The 17,475-nt window shown below is 37.0% G+C and carries 18 protein-coding genes and 1 pseudogene; 8 read left to right on the forward strand and 11 right to left on the reverse strand.

Annotation, left to right across the window (positions count from 1 at the left end):
- The 11 genes and pseudogenes from VIH09_RS05075 to VIH09_RS05125 all read right to left on the reverse strand — a co-directional run.
- A pseudogene (locus VIH09_RS05075) lies at positions 1–212 on the reverse strand (molybdopterin molybdenumtransferase MoeA); the annotation flags it as partial.
- Between the two features lie 204 nt (positions 213–416).
- The gene (locus tag VIH09_RS05080; protein ID WP_331578539.1) at positions 417–1,676 is read right to left on the reverse strand and encodes an alginate export family protein; all 1,260 of its coding nucleotides are present in this window, start codon (positions 1,674–1,676) and stop codon (positions 417–419) included.
- A gap of 7 nt (positions 1,677–1,683) precedes the next feature.
- Positions 1,684–2,307: an SCO family protein gene (locus VIH09_RS05085; RefSeq protein ID WP_414656140.1), complete on the reverse strand. Its 624-nt coding sequence runs from the start codon at positions 2,305–2,307 to the stop codon at positions 1,684–1,686.
- A gap of 74 nt (positions 2,308–2,381) precedes the next feature.
- Entirely contained in the window at positions 2,382–3,080 is a 699-nt protein-coding gene (locus VIH09_RS05090) for a formylglycine-generating enzyme family protein (protein WP_414656139.1), read from the reverse strand.
- 96 nt (positions 3,081–3,176) lie between these two features.
- Entirely contained in the window at positions 3,177–4,625 is a 1,449-nt protein-coding gene (gene nirK / locus VIH09_RS05095; RefSeq protein ID WP_331578545.1) for a copper-containing nitrite reductase, read from the reverse strand.
- Between the two features lie 107 nt (positions 4,626–4,732).
- Positions 4,733–4,975 (reverse strand): cytochrome C oxidase subunit IV family protein, encoded by a 243-nt coding sequence (locus VIH09_RS05100; RefSeq protein WP_331578547.1) that lies wholly within the window; start codon positions 4,973–4,975, stop codon positions 4,733–4,735.
- A 3-nt stretch (positions 4,976–4,978) separates the two neighbouring features.
- Complete coding sequence (locus VIH09_RS05105) at positions 4,979–5,560, reverse strand: cytochrome c oxidase subunit 3 (protein WP_331578549.1); 582 nt, start codon at positions 5,558–5,560, stop codon at positions 4,979–4,981.
- 8 nt (positions 5,561–5,568) lie between these two features.
- Complete coding sequence (locus VIH09_RS05110; protein ID WP_331578551.1) at positions 5,569–7,344, reverse strand: nitric oxide reductase activation protein NorD; 1,776 nt, start codon at positions 7,342–7,344, stop codon at positions 5,569–5,571.
- Positions 7,345–7,527: 183 nt separating this feature from the next.
- Positions 7,528–8,307, reverse strand: coding sequence for a CbbQ/NirQ/NorQ/GpvN family protein (locus VIH09_RS05115; RefSeq protein ID WP_331578553.1), 780 nt, complete (start codon positions 8,305–8,307; stop codon positions 7,528–7,530).
- Between the two features lie 101 nt (positions 8,308–8,408).
- Positions 8,409–9,830 carry a cbb3-type cytochrome c oxidase subunit I gene (locus VIH09_RS05120; RefSeq protein ID WP_331578555.1) on the reverse strand — a complete coding sequence of 474 codons (1,422 nt, stop codon included), beginning with the start codon at positions 9,828–9,830 and terminating at the stop codon, positions 8,409–8,411.
- 102 nt (positions 9,831–9,932) lie between these two features.
- Positions 9,933–10,367 (reverse strand): cytochrome c, encoded by a 435-nt coding sequence (locus VIH09_RS05125; protein ID WP_331578557.1) that lies wholly within the window; start codon positions 10,365–10,367, stop codon positions 9,933–9,935.
- A 312-nt stretch (positions 10,368–10,679) separates the two neighbouring features.
- Between VIH09_RS05125 and ric the strand changes: the two genes are divergently transcribed.
- From ric to VIH09_RS05165, 8 genes are all read left to right on the forward strand, one after another.
- Positions 10,680–11,411, forward strand: a complete 732-nt coding sequence (gene ric / locus VIH09_RS05130) for an iron-sulfur cluster repair di-iron protein (RefSeq protein ID WP_331578559.1) — start codon at positions 10,680–10,682, stop codon at positions 11,409–11,411.
- 31 nt (positions 11,412–11,442) lie between these two features.
- Positions 11,443–13,548, forward strand: coding sequence for a ribonucleoside triphosphate reductase (locus VIH09_RS05135; protein ID WP_331578561.1), 2,106 nt, complete (start codon positions 11,443–11,445; stop codon positions 13,546–13,548).
- 74 nt (positions 13,549–13,622) lie between these two features.
- Positions 13,623–13,790, forward strand: a complete 168-nt coding sequence (gene nrdD / locus VIH09_RS05140; protein WP_331578563.1) for an anaerobic ribonucleoside-triphosphate reductase — start codon at positions 13,623–13,625, stop codon at positions 13,788–13,790.
- Entirely contained in the window at positions 13,771–14,460 is a 690-nt protein-coding gene (locus VIH09_RS05145; RefSeq protein ID WP_331578565.1) for an anaerobic ribonucleoside-triphosphate reductase activating protein, read from the forward strand. Before nrdD ends, VIH09_RS05145 begins: the two co-directional genes overlap by 20 nt.
- A gap of 114 nt (positions 14,461–14,574) precedes the next feature.
- Entirely contained in the window at positions 14,575–15,039 is a 465-nt protein-coding gene (locus VIH09_RS05150; protein ID WP_331578567.1) for a hemerythrin domain-containing protein, read from the forward strand.
- A gap of 54 nt (positions 15,040–15,093) precedes the next feature.
- Complete coding sequence (locus VIH09_RS05155; RefSeq protein ID WP_331578569.1) at positions 15,094–15,528, forward strand: Rrf2 family transcriptional regulator; 435 nt, start codon at positions 15,094–15,096, stop codon at positions 15,526–15,528.
- A gap of 295 nt (positions 15,529–15,823) precedes the next feature.
- A complete protein-coding gene (locus tag VIH09_RS05160) occupies positions 15,824–17,083 on the forward strand; it encodes a pyridoxal phosphate-dependent decarboxylase family protein (protein ID WP_331578571.1) in 1,260 nt (419 codons plus the stop codon).
- Between the two features lie 73 nt (positions 17,084–17,156).
- A partial coding sequence (locus VIH09_RS05165) for a quinolinate synthase NadA (protein ID WP_331578573.1) occupies positions 17,157–17,475 on the forward strand: 319 nt, incomplete at its 3' end.

The following is a 17,475-nucleotide window of genomic DNA, read 5'->3' on the forward strand; positions in this document are numbered from 1 at the left end:
TTAATTTCGCCAATAATAGTATATTCTAAACCATGGTGTAAACACAATGCAAATCCATCCATTGCGGATTGCCTGAAAGGCGGCATATTTATAGGTGAATAAAGGTTTTGAGACAGCACATGTTTTCGCGCTTGCAATAACGGGTATTCTACTTCCTTGGATTCTGGCAATTTGTTTTTTAATATCGAAAAAGCGTCCTGAACTGAAACCATGTGTTGTGTTTTATTTAAATTCAAAAATACGATTCAAAATGATTTATCCATACCATAATATCCATAATATTTAGACTTTATCTCATTTTACAAAATAAAAAAAAGGCTGTGCTAACCAGCACAGCCTTTCAAACTAATAACATAAACCCATATTCAACTGCGAAACCAACACAGTATTTGATTAACTAAGAACTAAACCCTAATTTATTTTATGGTGAAAAGCTTTGGACTAAATGAAACCATAACCCAAACCCAATTGTTTGTGTTACTAGCATCTCCACCTTTAAGTCTTTCCAATGTATTTGAACCGAACATTTGAGAATATCCTGCTTTAGCCATAATGTCTTTTTGAAGCGCATAACCCGCAGTGAAATCTATTTCTGTACCCAAATAGCTGTCCATTTTTGCATTGGCAGCATCCAAAACTGTATTCGGAGCTGAGAATAAATGTGGAGTTAAGCTAAACTGCCATTTATTTTGGGTATAATTTAATTTCAGAAAAGCATCGCTCAAACCAACATTGTTTTGGTGATTCCCAACGTAGAAATAATCCATAAACCCATTAAATCCATGATTTGTACCGAAAAGAGGCGTGAATGATTTGAAATCCGTACTCGTATCATCTTGGTCTTTCCCAGAAAGGAATTCATACCCTAATCCCGCTTTAAATTTTCCAGTTATCGCATAAGCTAAATTTGCCCCGGCATAGAAAGCATTCACGTCTTGATTGCCGCTTTTTCCAGATTGCCCGTACAAACCTAAATTAACATCCCATTTATTTTCTTTATAAGAAAGATAAGTTCCAAAAGTCTGTTTGTAATCTACTTCTAAATCAGTAAGCGTTTTTGCGAATTCATAACCAGTATTCATAAATAACAAACTCATGTTCAACTTACTAAATTGAGTATGGTACCAGGCATATTGCAACGATTTGTAATTGGTGGTATAGGGTGTAATTGGGGCCACTAAATTTTCGGCATCTGCGTTTAATGCAAATCCTAAATCCAACTGATGGTTTATTGGATGGAAAGAGATAACAGCAGCATCATGACTTTGTCCTTGTTGTGCCCAGTCAATTTCTCCCAAAATTCTTTGGTTGTCATAAGACAAAACCTGACGTCCCAAACGCGCACTCCATTTGGCATCAAAATCATATTGTGCCCATGCTTCAAATACCGCAACTCCGTTTTTATCAACTGTAGTTGTTGTAGCCGCATCTCCCCATGTGCGAATGTTTTGCAAACTTAATTTTGCTTTCAGTTTTTCCTGTTTGTAATTTAAATTTAAACGGGAACGCTGAGAAATAAAAGAAGTCGCATCTTCAGAATCTTTAATTAGACTTTTAAACCCATTTCGGTACTCATAACGCGGTCTGAGTTGTAGGCTTGCATCAAATTCTTGAGCAAAAGTCGTTAGACTCATCATTCCTAAAACAGACAAACTAATATTTTTAAGTGTTTTCATTTTTTATTTAATTTAGCTTTTCAGCTTCTTCGTTTATTTTTTTTATGGTTTCATCTGAATTCACTCCTAAGCCTTCTTGTTGAAAAGCTAATTCTCCTTCGGCATTAAAAACGCTGATAATATTGGAGTGTGAAAAATCCATAGGTGATATTTTTTTGTAATTTACAGCCAAAACCGCTGAAAATTCACGAGTATTTTCTTCTGTCGAACGCAAGAAAACCCATTGATTCCCTTCCATTTTATTTTCTATAGAGAACGTTTTCAAACGCTCCGGAGTATCAACAGTTGGGTCGATGCTCACTAAAACGAGTGTAACATTTTTTTTGATATTTTCAGGTAAGCGTGATTCAATATTGCGCATATCTGCCACTAACCTTGGGCACGCTGATTTACAAGATGTATAAATCATTACCAAAACCAGCACTTTCCCTTTAAGATCCACCATCGTGACGGTTTTACCATCTTGATTAGTCCATTTTGACGGTAGATTATAGATTGACAAGTCTGAAATACGATTTTCTGTTCCTTTTTCCACAAGCTTGTTTTCAGAGTTATTTCCCTCTATTTTACCGTTACAAGACTGCAACAATAAAAGAATAAAGGTAAATCCCAGAAACAGTATTTTACCCATACCTCCAGAAATTTTGAATTTTTTATAATTTTGAATTTTTGATTTCATTGGTTTAATTGTATTTGGTCCAATATTTATTCAACATCCTTAGCACATCGAAACCCTAAGTTTTTAGTAGTGTAACTCGCTTTAAGACTCCCTCTAAAAGCATATCGCATAAAAGCGGCATAATTCATCAGATCGGTTGCGTTTATAGAAGCACTTCCGCAAAAGAGATTTTTATCACTGTCCTTGTCTTTTCTAGATTCTCCAGAAAGGAAAATACTGTTGAAGTCCGAAGTCCATTCCCAAACCAAACCATGCATATCATAAACTCCCCAATAATTTTTGAAGGTTTTTCCTATTGGATTTAGATAGGTTTTGGGTTTTTCATAAGAGGCTAAAATATATTTGTTAAACGCCGCTTTTGTTCTGGCATCAATCCGTTTTTCATCAGCCATAGCCACATATTCCCATTCATCCATAGTGGGCAATCTCTTTCCTTGGCATTCGCAATATTTTCTGGCAGCAAACCATGAAATATTGGTAACGGGGCCATTACTTAAATTGGTCTTGCCATAGTTGAACTCACTTTCCCAATGGGATAAATAACTTTTGTCAGCAAAAATTCTTTTGATTTTGGAACGGCCGTACTCTGGATTGTTTTTTAGAAAAACCACATATTGTGCATTGGTAATAGGGAAAACATCTATTTCAAATGCACTGACTTTTGCAGGTTTTTTATCTTCGGTTCCGTAAAGGGGGATATAACTCCCCCTTTTAACAGAAACCATTGGACTTTCTTGAGCCCATAGAGCTGTCACAATAAGAAATAAAAATATTGGCAAAAATATTTTCAAATTAGACATAGCACTCTCTTTTTTTGATTATTATTTTCTTTGCGCTTTTACCATTGCCGGAGTTACCAAAGTTTTATTATTTCCCCAACTACTATAAACATAAGTCAGTACATCGGCAACTTCGACATCGGTTAGGTTTTGACTAGGCATAACACTATTTATTTTTTTGCCGTTTACGGTAATTTCGCCACTTAACCCTTTTATAACTGCCTGAATTGCGCGACTTGGGTTAGCATTCAGATAATCTGATTTTGCCAATGGAGGGAATGCATTTGGGATTCCTTCTCCTGAAGATTGATGACAAGCAAAACAAGTACCTCCATAAAGTTCTTTACCTGATTTTATTTGCTCAGCAACAGTTTTAGCAACTACTGGTTTTTCTTCTTTTTTTCCTTTTGGCATACTCTGAATTGTTCCCCCTTCAGCAAGGTAAATCCCTTCTTGAGTTGTACCGGAATAAACTTGTTTATTATCTTCTCCTACAACTTTAAGCATCCCAATTGCACCTTTATTGAAAGCTCTAAAAATAGAGTGATCCACAATAATGAAAGTTCCTGGAACATCTACTTTGAATTCCACTATGGTAGAACCACCGGCAGGAATTAATGTTGTTTGAACATTTTTATTGATCATTTCTCCCCCTTCTACATGTACTTTGTCAAAAATCTCTCCGATCACATGGAAAGAAGAAACGAGGTTAGGACCTCCATTACCCATATAGATACGTACAGTTTCACCAACTTTGGCTGTTAGAGAATTATTTCCTGCAATACCACCCACTTTACCGTTAAACACAACATAGTCGGCATCTTCTTTTACTGCTTTGTCCATATCAAAGGGTTGTTTTCCTTGCTCTCCATATTTCCCTTTAGTATAGAAATCTCCTTGCATAACGTAGTATTCTTTGTCTACAGGAGGCAATCCGCCTTCTGGCTCTACTAATATCAAACCATACATACCGTTTGCAATATGCATTCCAACTGGCGCAGTAGCACAGTGATACACAAACAAACCTGGATTTAATACTTTGAAATTAAACACTTTTTCATGACCTGGCGCCACTAATGAAGAAGTTGCCCCACCTCCAGGTCCAGTAACGGCATGTAAATCAATGTTATGCGGCAATTTATTGTCTGGATGATTTTTTAAGTGAAATTCCACTTCGTCACCAACGCGCGTTCTAATGAAGCTTCCCGGAACAGATCCCCCAAATGTCCAATAGGTGTATTTTACACCATCAACCATTTCGCCTTCTTGTTCTTTAATCTCCATGTTAACAATGAGCTTCTTAGCAGCGCGGTCGCCTACTGGTTTGGGCACAAAAGGTGGAGCTGTAAGTTCGGCTTCCATCTGTCCTTCTACTTTTACATTTTCATAATTCTTAGCGTCTTTTTCTTCCTTTTTTGCGCAAGAAAACAGACTGACAGCTACAATTGCCGCGAGGACAATATTTGTAATTTTTTGATGATTTTTAAACATAACTGTATCCTTTTCGGTTTATATACTTTGATTCGTCATACAAATATAAAGGAGTAAAACCTCTTTTATTATGATAAAAATCATGTTTTTAACATTTGTTTAAGAATCTAAAATAATAATAATATAGATAGAAGAACTACCCCTAAAACAAGGCTTAAGCTTACTTTCCAAAAAGAATTTCCTTTTTTTAATTCCATAAATTGAAAAGCTACCAATATGAATTTGACGGCTGAGAACCCAATGATTAAACCAACTGCAAGGGTTGAAACTTCAATTGAAGTTGCAACTAAAGCAGTGGTGATAGTTAAAAATATCAGTGCACCGTAAGTGAATAACAAGGACTTTTTCATCTCTTAAAAAATTAAATAGAGAATAGGAAATAACAATAACCAAATCAAATCACACATGTGCCAGAAGGCAGCGCAAGCTTCAACATCTTCGGTTAGCGTATCTGAATTTTTCTTTGTCATTCCGTAATTTGTCCAAAATAAAATTACCATTCCCATAATGACATGAATGAGGTGAAAAGCGGTAAGCATCCAATAAAAACTAAAGAACATATTGGTTTCCAGTGAAATTCCGGATTCAATTTTATGATAATATTCGATGCTTTTCAGAATTAAAAATAAAAACCCTCCAAGCATCGTCAGCTTAAAATAAAAGGATGACTTCGCTATGTTATTTTCCTTGAATTGCTGCACGGCAGTGGCCATAAAAAAACCACTCGTTAATAGAAAAACAGTGTTGATTGCTCCGAAAGTCGTATTGAGTTGCAAACGAGATAGGTGAAAGACTTCTGGTTCTTGGTGTCCATAATAAACAAAGGCAATCAATGCCATTCCAAATGTAATCAGTTCCAGGAAAATTATAATCCACATCAAAATCCCTCCGGGCGGATAATAGATGTTTTTGTAATCGATTTTTAATGTATTCATTTTAGTATTTATCTTTGATGCTTAATTTTCTCGTACAATTTCACTAAGGACTGCAGCAATTCCACAGGAGTTGTCAGGATTTGGTAGTGATTTTGGCCGAACATTTGTGGCAAATAATATTTTGCCTGCGCCTCAATCGCCAAAGCATAGGAATTAATATTCCTGTTATTTAGCTCCCGCAGGGCTTGTTTCACGTCGTTTATACCGTATTTGCCTTCGTATTTATCGTAATCATTGGGTTTACCGTCAGAAATCAAGATGACCCATTTGTTTTTAGTGTTTCTTTTGTCGAGGCGTGCACCGGCGTGTCGCAAGGCAGCACCGATTCTGGTGTACCCATTGGGTTCTATGGCACCAATTTTGTGTTTGGCCACATTCCATTTTTCGTCAAAATCCTTCACCGTCAAATAGGTGGAATAATTCCTTGTTTTTGAATAAAAACTGTCAATGGAAAAATCGATATTGAATTCGTTGAGCATTTCCCCAAAAAGTATGGAAACCTCCTTCTCTACATCAATCACTCTGTTCCCCGCGGCATAACCGTCACTGGAAAGACTGATGTCCAAAAGAATAAGTATGGATAGATCTTTCTTTTTTTTCCGATTCGAAATGTATATTTTTTCGGAAGGAGTTCGTTTAGAATGGACGTCTACATAGAGATCCGTGATGGCATCAATATCAAATTCTTCGCCTTGGTTTTGCCGTTTTTGCTGCTGCATTTTGTTGTTCACACTAGTCAGCATTTTGCGCAAGCCCATCAGTGTGGAAGCGTTTTTCGTTATTGTTCGTTTATAATAACTAGCATCGGTTTTTAGTTGCGATTTCGGATATACTTTGCAGAAATTATCTTTGTATTGACGTTTATCAAAATCCCATTCGTCATATAGCAGATGGAAGCCTTTGCCATCCACTTCGGCACTTTCAGATATGGTCGTGTTTTCTATAAAATCTGCTTGATAAACGGAATGCGCGGTATCATCAACCCGAACGGTATATTTCATATTGAGTTCTTCCAGCGCGTCCTGATGTTCTTCCAGTTCGTCAGAACCGTCAAAATCACGCCAGACCCCATTGAACTCTTCGGCAGTTTCCACTTTTTCAAAATTATGCAGCATCACATAATCTTCCTGCTGTTTTTTATCCAGTTCAACCGTAATGACTTCCTCGACGGCTGTCGCTTTTAAAGTCGTTGTAGGTTGCTGCTCGTTTCCTTTTTTGGTTTTATCCGAAAAATTCTCAAGCATTTTATCGCTATTTAGTTCGATTTCGTTTTGCATCCATTTTCCATACAGCCAGGAATAATCAGCAGCAATTTTATCGGTTGCTTTTTGGGTAAAATGATTTTTCACTTTCGAATGGAAAGCTTCATCGATAGAGAATTCTTCGAATAAAACAGACAGAATTTCTTCGGACGTTTCCAATGCTTTTTGTTGCGAAAGTTCCAATGTTTGCTCTCTCTCTGTAGGTTTCCAGTTAAATTCCAAACGTTTTTGAATACTGAGGTATAAAATTCTGAATAGATAGAAAGTCAAATTCTCATTGGTCGTAGCTAATTCGGAAAAAGAAACGGGAAGGAAAAAATTATAGTTTTTATAACCTCCTTCGCGTTCCGCCGGATAAATATCAATTGGTTTTCCGGTTAATGCCCGTGCCAAAATCGTCAAACGCGGTTTTATGTCATTTAGTGTAACGGTTCTCGCTACAATTTCAGGGTCAATTGTTCTGCTTTTTTTCAATTGCTTGAAAAACTTCCCAACTAAATATTCGTCTAATTCAAATCCCATTTTTTTAGTATTCAGCGTTCGGTATTCGGTGTTCAGTGTTATTATTTAGTGTTCAGCATTTAGTAGTCCGAGTAGACAGTACTAGTTATTAAACAACCGCAATCAATTAACAAACAGCCCTTTGAAAACGCGCTGTTATTTTTAGTGATTAAATATCATTGCAACTGAATACTGATCACTTTTCTATATCATCAAATCGCACAAATCTTTCAGGGCGACCAATGTTTGTAAATCGTCCGATAGCGGTTCTACAACCGCAACGTGCACCGATAATCTTTTCGGTAGTCCGCTTTGAATAATTTTAGCGGCATCAACTAATAAACGGGTAGAAACGGTTTCGGTTAAGCCTAATTCGGTTAAGTTTCTGATTCTATTTCCGATGGCTACCAATTTTTTGGCAATATCATGCTCAATTTGAGTTTCATTAACCAAAATTTCTATTTCAATTTTCGGCTCCGGATATTCAAATGAAACGGCAATGAATCGTTGTCTTGTGGAGGGCTTTAGTTCTTTAAACCCTCTTTGATATCCAGGATTGAAAGAAGCGACTAACATAAAATCTTCATGTGCTTTTACGGTTTCGCCTAACTTGTCAATGAAAAGTTCGCGTCTGTGGTCCGTCAATGAGTGAATCGCCACAATTACGTCGGGACGGGCTTCGGCTACCTCATCAAGGTAAATAATCGACCCTTCTTTCACGGCTGTTGTTAACGGGCCATCGAGCCAAACGGTTTCGGCTCCTTTGATAATGAATCGACCAATTAAATCGGTAGATGAGGTTTCTTCATGGCAACTTATCGTTATTATTTTTTTATCTAATTGATGCGCCATGTATTCAATGAAACGGGATTTTCCCGTCCCTGTGGGACCTTTCAACAGAAAAGGAATTTTGTTTTTATAGGCATGTTCAAAGACTTCTTTTTCTTTGCCTACCGCGTGGTAATAAGGGATTTTTTTTGACATGATTATATTTTAAAACGAAACCCATTCTAAAGTCTACAGGCAGTGACATTGCTGTATTCAGAAGTGATGGGTTTCGCCTATAATAAAAGTTTTAAGCTGATTTATATCGTTTCTTCTGAAAAAACGGTTTTTTTCTTGGAAGCATGGTTAAGATCTTTTTTTATTTCTTGGTGAAAAAACTTTTCATCATTCGTCCCCTCTAAAGCTTCATCAGTGGGTCTTCCGTATTTAATAAAGTCAAAAATAAAAAGACCGATACCTACAGTAAACATAGTGGCGCAAATGAGTAACACCACAAAGTGGATACTGATTTCGTTTTGTACATCCATAAATTCCATCTTCATTTTTCGTTCCATGTATACTTGGGCAACTCCGGCAACTCCAAAAGCAACTGTCATACCTAGAATACCAATATTAGACAGCCAGAATGCGGCATGCCCATGATTGCTGTCAAAACGTTTACGCCCCGTTAAATTCGGAAGCGCATAGCTAATTATTGCCAATACAATCATAGCGTAAGCTCCCCAGAAAGCGTAATGCGCATGCATTGCGGTTACCAAAGTCCCATGCGTATACAAGTTAGTTTGCGGCAAAGTATGCGCAAAACCAAGTAATCCAGCTCCCACAAAAGAAACGATTGCCGAGCCAATTGTCCAGAATAAAGCGATCTTGTTGGGGTGGCTTTTTTCTCCTTTTCGGTACATATTAACGGCGAACAACGCCATCGCCAAGAAAGCCAAAGGTTCCAATGCCGAGAAAATACCACCTACAACTAACCAAATTTTATTTACTCCGATATAATAATAGTGATGGCCTGTTCCGAGAACTCCCGAAAGAAAGGTCAAACCTACTATTACGTACAACCATTTTTCGATTACTTCCCTATCCACTCCTGTCAATTTAATCAATAAGAAAGAAAGGATACCTCCCATGATTAATTCCCAAACTCCTTCAACCCACAAGTGAACTACCCACCATCTAAAGAACGAGTCCATCACTTGGCTATCAAACCAAATCATACCGGGTATGTATAGTAAAGCTGAGAAGAACAAACCCATAACGAGCACTAATGCAGTCGTAGTTTGGCGTTTTCCTTTGAAAAGCGTCCCTATAATCAACACTAGGAAAAGTAAAACGTTGGCAACAACCAAATAGTCCAACTCCCTAGGAATCTCCAGGAATTTCCTGCCTTCCCAATGATTAAAGTGAAAACCAACTATTGCAATCACACCAACGAGTGCTAACGATATTAATTGTACATAAGCCCATTTCACGCTTATCAATTCGCGCTGTGCCTCTTCTGGAATGATATAATAAGCGGCACCCATAAAACCAGTTAGCAACCACACCACTAATAAATTTGTATGTACGGCTCGCGCCACGTTAAAAGGAATAACTTCATGTAATCCTTGTAGCCCTATTCGATCAAAGCCCATGATAAAGCCATAGATGATCTGCAATGAGAATAAAAGCATACATAGGGCAAAAAACCAATAGGCGACTTTTTGTGATTTATATTTCATCTGTTTATGTTTATTTGTTTTTTAAAGATCATATGTAATTCGCGTAGATTCACCCGTGTTTCCATCAAGATTTCGCTATGCTCATTCCATAAAGTATTTGTACTAATTATTTTTTTTAGCTAATGGTGAGACTATTCGGTCGAATCCGTTTAGGTCAAGATTGCCAACCCATTTGAAATAAGCCACCATCGCATCGGCATCGGCTTCATTCATTTTATAAGCCACCATTTTTCGTTCTCTTGGTGCCCATGGCACAGGTGACATTAAAACGGCCTTGATGTAGCCTTCGCCGCGACGTTCTAGGACTTTTGTCAATTCAGGGGCATAATAGCCTCCTTCTCCCATAATGGTATGACAACCCATACAATTGTTGGATTCCCAAATTTCTTTTCCCCTAACCACCTCTTTGGTGATGTCGCTGTAATGGGTTTGATCGTTTCTAGGCATAAACGAATAAATAGTCAGTCCTATGAAAATTAAAAAGGTGACCAACGTTCCCCCTAAAAAAAATGCTCTTGCCTGTGATTTTGAAAGCATAAGTACAGTTTTTATTTGTTATTAAATATTTTGACTTTCAATAAAAGACAAATTTATCTTTTATTTGTTTGACGCAAATTACGATCAAATTAAACCGCTACCGTATGATTGAAATCATATTTTGGTAACATTTAAAAAAACAAGATCCGAACTTATAAAAACTATAAAATATGAAAAAATAAACACCCTATAGTGCTGACATCGATATTTTTATAAAAACATTCGGTTAATAATTTTATTTCGGATAAATTTGTCCTTTATTAATAAATAAACGTACATTTGTACTATAATTACAAATTAAAAAAAAATATCATGGGAACTTTAGATAAAAAAACAATAGGTGAATATGTAGCACAAGATTTTAGAACGGCTGCCCTTTTTTCAAAATACGGAATTGATTTTTGCTGTAAGGGAAACAGAACAATAGAAGAGGTATGCGAAAAAAAAGAGGTTAGTCGAGAAGATTTATTAAATCAAATAACTGAAATTTTAGCAACTAAAAACGATTCTGGAATTGATTTCAAATCATGGCCTTTAGATTTATTGGCCGACTACATAGAGAAAACGCATCACCGTTATGTAGAGGAAAAAATTCCGGTGTTGCTTCAGTTTTTGGACAAATTGTGTAAAGTTCACGGTGCTTCCCATCCTGAGTTGTTCGAAATCAATGAACTCTTCAAAGGTTGTGCTGGGGAATTGACGCAACACATGAAAAAAGAAGAATTGATTTTGTTTCCCTTTATCAAAAAAATGGTGAAGGCAACAATCTCTGACGAGCTAATCGAACAACCCCCTTTCGGAACAGTCAATAACCCAATCGCTATGATGATGGCAGAGCATGAAGCCGAAGGAGATCGTTTTGTCAAAATTGCGACGCTGACAAATAATTATACGCCACCCGCGGATGCTTGTAACACTTACAAAGTGACTTTCTCTATGCTGAATGATTTTGAACAGGATTTGCACAAACACATTCACCTGGAAAACAACATACTTTTTCCTAAAGCAGCAGCTTTAGAAACAACATTTAAGGCTCAGGTTTAAACAAAATATAAAACAAAAATCATCAAATGCTATGGAGAGATACGTTATCAAAAGAAATGGCGAATACAAGCCGTTTGAAAATTACAAAATTAAGGACGCTATTGTAAAAAGCTTTTCAAGTGTCAGCGTAGCATTTGATGAAAATGTTTTTGCAATCATTATGCAGAAACTAGAAACCAAAGAAATTTGGGCGGTTGAAGAAATTCAGGATATGATCGAGAAAAGTCTTTTTGAAAAGCAGCATTTCGAAGTAATGCGGTCGTTTATGATATTTAGGCATACCCGAAAATTGCAACGCGAACATATTGACGGTTTAAATGAAGACACCAGCTATGTCGACAGTACACAAACCATCGAGGAGTATATAGAGCAAACGGATTGGCGCATCAACGCCAACGCCAATACCTCTTATTCTAATGCGGGTTTGGTCAATAATGTAGCCGGTAAAATTATCGCTAATTATTGGCTTGACAAAGTATATTCTAAAGTAGAGGGGTATGCGCATCGTAATGGCGACATTCACATTCACGATCTGGATTGCCTGACTGGTTATTGTGCCGGTTGGAGTTTACGCGTGTTATTGAATGAAGGATTCAATGGGGTACGTGGACGTGTTGAAAGCAAAGCGCCTTCCCATTTTAGGGAAGCCTTAGGGCAAATGGCAAACTTCCTTGGTATACTGCAAAGTGAATGGGCCGGAGCGCAGGCATTCAGTTCGTTTGACACCTATTTGGCCCCCTACGTTTTTGCAGACGATTTGGAATTTGATGATGTATTAAAAGCCGTCCGCAGTTTTGTATATAATTTGAATGTTCCGGCTCGGTGGGGTCAATCGCCTTTTACAAACATAACTTTAGACTGGGTAGTTCCGGATGATTTGAAAGAACAAATTCCGACGAAGAATGACTTGCATTTTTTTGAAAATAATTGCAATTATGATCTTTTACTTCGCGCCAAAGAACGAGGTGTATCCAAGGTTACCGATTTGCGTTATGAGCATTTTCAAAAAGAAATGAGTCTAATTAATAAAGCATACTACACTGTAATGACCGAAGGTGATGCCAATGGACAACCTTTTACCTTCCCTATTCCAACGGTGAACATCACCGAGGAATTCGATTGGGACGGGGAAAATTCAGATTTACTATTTGAAAATACCGCCAAAATAGGTTCCTCCTATTTCCAGAATTTTATTGGAAGCCAATATAAACTAGACGAAAACGGAAATAAGGTAGAAAATCCAGAAGCCTATAAACCCAATGCTGTCCGTAGCATGTGTTGCCGTTTACAACTCGATTTACGCGAATTGTTAAAACGGGGAAATGGTCTTTTTGGCAGCGCCGAAATGACGGGAAGCATCGGCGTGGTAACTATCAACATGGCCCGTTTGGGCTATCTATTCAATGGGAACAAAGAAGAATTGTTCAGCCAGCTGGATAAATTGTTGTTGATTTCCAAATCTACATTGGAAAAGAAAAGAATCTTCATCCAGGAAATGTATGATCGAGGCTTGTATCCTTATACCAAAAGATACCTGCAACATTTCAGAAATCATTTCTCTACCATTGGAGTAAATGGGATGAACGAGATGATTGCAAATTTCACTGAGAATCAGGACAACATCAGTTCCCCAACAGGAATTGAATTTGCTTCGGAAATACTGGATCATGTTCGGGATCGAATGAAGGAATTCCAGGAAGAAACCGGAAATCTTTACAACCTGGAAGCCACACCAGCCGAAGGAACCACTTACCGCTTTGCCAAAGAAGACAAAAAACGTTTTCCAAATATTATTCAAGCCGGTCAGGAAGAAAATATCTATTATACTAACAGCTCACAGATACCTGTGGACCATACCGAAGATCCTTTTGAAGCTTTGTATTTACAGGATGGATTGCAGTGCAAATACACCGGAGGAACCGTATTGCACTTGTACATGAGCGAAAAAATAAGTTCACCAGAAGCCTGCAAACAGTTCGTCAAAAAAGTGCTGTCAAATTTCAAATTGCCTTACATCACCGTTACCCCAGTATTTAGCGTATGTCCCGTACACGGCTATTTGAACGGGGAACATGAATATTGCCCAAAATGCGATGAAATAATTATCGAAGAGAAGAAAATTTTGTTTAAAGTTTAAAGTTAAAAAATTTATAAGCTAAGGACCTACGTCAAACTTGAAACCTGAAACCTGAAACCCTTAAAGTAAAAATTATGAAAACAACCACAAATTCTATTCTGGAACAAAACAATCATTTAAGAACCAAATGTCTGGTGTACACACGAGTTATGGGTTACCATAGACCTGTTGAGAGTTTTAATATTGGTAAAAAAGGGGAACACAAACAGAGAACCCATTTCAATGAAGGAAAGTGCAGTTAAACCCATTTATAACATAACCCCTTTCACCTTATTGGATTACCCTGATAAATCAGCGTGTATCCTTTGGTTTGCAGGCTGCAATATGCGATGTTTGTATTGCTACAATCCCGAAATTGTCCTTGGCAAGGGAACTATTTCTTATCAAAAGGCGATCACTTTTCTACAATCTCGCCAGAATTTATTGGACGCCGTTGTTTTTAGCGGCGGCGAATGCTTGTTGCATAAAGACATTATTGCTTTGATCTACGAGGTTAATAAAATGGGGTTCCTGGTTAAAGTTGACACTAATGGTTCTAAACCTGAAGTGATCCAAAAACTAATCGAAAAAGGCTTAATCGATTATGTCGCATTGGATTTTAAAGCCATGCCTTCAACCTTTGAAAATATTACCCAATCCAATCTTTTCTTGCCCTTTGAAAAATCATTACATTTATTGCTCAACAGCGACATTTCCTTTGAAGTGAGAACCACCGTACATTCGGATTTGATAAATGAAAAGGAGCTTGAACTGATGATTGATTATTTAGAAACAAACAGTTATCGTGGCGACTATTACATTCAACATTTCATTAATGATGTCGTTACTTTAGAAAAACTGGGGTATTCTTCTAAAAAACTAGATGCTGCATCTTTTTCCACCAAGAATATAAAAGTGCACCTAAGAGGGTAATAAAAAATTCAATTAAACCTATCAGTCATTTAAGTTTTATGGCAACTTAAATGACTGATAGGTTTAAAAAAAATCAAGTTACCCCTTTTTTAATATAATTTAAAAAATTACAAAATGATTTCAAGCACGCCTTTAAAAAGAGCCCCAGAATTACAGCCGTTAAGCCATGATCATCATCATGGATTGCAATTGTGCTGGAAAATACGAACAGGATTTTCAAAGCAAATTGAACCGACACGCATTAAAAGGTACGCCGATTGGTTTTTTGAAAACCATCTCAAGCCTCATTTTGAATTGGAGGAAAAATACATTTTTACTATTTTGGATAAAGAGGATGAATTAATAAAACGGGGGTTGGCAGAACACAGTCGCCTGAATAGTTTATTTGAAGAAACTTCCTATTTAGAAAAAACATTAGGCCGTATTGAGAAAGAACTGGAAGCGCATATTCGTTTTGAGGAACGCGTTTTATTCGCCGAAATTCAAAAAATGGCGACAGCGGAGCAACTGACCAAAATTAATGAATTACATACCTCAGAAGTTTTTGTAGAAAATGAGGAAGATGTTTTTTGGAAATAAAATTATTTTAAGTGACTAAAACTTATTTAATATAAATTTGTAAAAAAACTGAATATGTTTTCTAAAACCTGTGAATACGGAATTCGAGCAGCGATTATCATTGCCTCCGAATCCTATCAAGACAATAGAATTGGCCTAAAAGAGATTGCTAAGAAGATTGATTCTCCAGAAGCCTTTACTGCCAAAATTTTACAAATACTTTCCAAAAATAATATTATCAATTCCATTAAAGGCGTTGGTGGCGGATTTGAAATTCCCAAAGAAACCATGAACCAAATCAAACTAATACAAATCGTATCAGCAATTGACGGCGACCGTGTTTTTACGGGTTGCGGATTGGGATTAAGCCACTGCTCTGAAATTCACCCCTGCCCCGTTCACGATAAATTCAAGGAAATCAGAAACGAACTGGCAGATATGCTCGAAAACACCAATCTGGAAGAATTAGCAATGGGTATAAAATCAGGCGATACTTTCTTGCGGTATTAATCAAAAGTAATCATATTTACAAAAACTGTTTTTAAGACATAATAGCGAAGATTTTGGGTGGATTCTAGCCATTCTATGGCTGGTACAGGCAAGTTACACAATTAAAAAAACGAAATGATTCAGAAGATAATCGACGAACTTTCAGATAGTGAGCAATCTCTTATAAATTCATTATTAAAAACAAAAGTTCACCATCAAAATTACGTTTATAAAATTTCTGTTTTTTAAAACCAAACCTAACATTTATCATATTTTCTTATTTTTTTAGCATGTAGCTTTGGTAAAAATAGTAATCATGCAATTCTGGAAAAAAATCACCCCCACACAAAGGCAAATTCGCATTCAAAAAGCATTAGGCGAGAATGTGAATTTCTCTCATGATGCCTCTTTGGGGTATCCTGCATCCAAGTTAGATGGAAAAGTATTCAATGAAGAAGCTCAATTTCTAAAAGATGCGCCCATTTTACAGACCTATGTTGCCAATCCCAATCATATTGGCTGCCATACTTTTGGCACTTCTGAAAAAGCTTTCAGAGGAACACAGGAAATAGAACGGGAGGTTTTGAATGTGCTCGCCGTTGATGTTTTTAAAGCTGAACCTAATTCCTTTGACGGCTATATTTCTCCTGGTGGTACCGAAGCAAATATTCAGGCCATTTGGATGTATCGCAACTATTTCATAAACAAACTGAATACTAGTCTGTCCGAAATTGCTATAATAGCTTCAGAAGATACCCATTATTCCATTCCGAAAGCAGCCAATGTATTGATGCTGGATTGGTTAAAAATCCCCGTTGATTTCGAAACCCGCACTATTGATATATTCGCGCTAGAAAACAGCATTATCACTGCTAAAAAACGAGGGAAAAAATATTTTATCGTAGTTTCTAATATGGGAACGACGATGTTTGGCGCGATTGATAACCCAAATGATTATATTGAAATTCTCGAAAAACACGACTTAAAATACAAATTACACATTGATGCTGCTTATGGTGGTTTTGTATATCCGTTTAGCAACAAAGCCTCCGAAATCAATTTTGAAAACCCAAAAATCAGTTCCATAACCATCGATGCGCACAAAATGCTTCAGGCTCCTTATGGAACAGGAGTTTTTATTTGTCGAAAAGGATTAATCGAAAATGTTTTGACAAAAGAAGCCGAATATGTCGAAGGAATGGATTTGACGCTCTGCGGAAGCCGTTCCGGTGCAAATGCCGTAGCGGTTTGGATGATTTTATTCACGTACGGCCCTTTTGGATGGTGTGAAAAAATTCGCATTTTACAAATGAGAACAGAGTGGTTATGTGAACATTTGGATGCGTTACACGTGAAGTATTTCAGAGAACCTTTCATGAATATTGCAACCATTCAAGCCGAATATATTACGCCAGAACTGGTGAAAAAATTCGATTTGGTTCCCCAAAAACACGACGAAAACAATCAATGGTACAAAATTGTAATTATGGATCATGTCGAAATAGACCATTTGATGGATTTCATAACAGACTTAAAAACTACACTTCAACAGAAAAACGAAATTGTTCCAGTGTGATGCATTATAAAATCTGCTTCTAGAATTTGAAGTGGGAGGCCTTGACAATGATGTTTTTTTTAAAACTTAACAAATGAAAAATCTTAAAAAGCGCATACTGGAATTGAAAAAAGAGAAAAATGCGGTTATTTTAGCCCATTATTATCAAGAAGCCGATATTCAGGATATTGCGGATTATGTGGGTGACAGCTTGGGCTTATCCCAGGAAGCGGTTAAGGCAGATGCAGATATTATTCTTTTTGCAGGTGTGCATTTTATGGCAGAAACAGCAAAAATATTAAATCCGACCAAAAAAGTAATTCTCCCTGATTTGAAAGCAGGCTGTTCACTTGCCGAATCCTGTCCTCCGGATTTGTTCAAGAGATTTATTGATGAACATCCTAGTCATCTGG

It is taken from the genome of Flavobacterium sp. (genome assembly GCF_036515215.1).
Lineage (GTDB): Bacteria > Bacteroidota > Bacteroidia > Flavobacteriales > Flavobacteriaceae > Flavobacterium.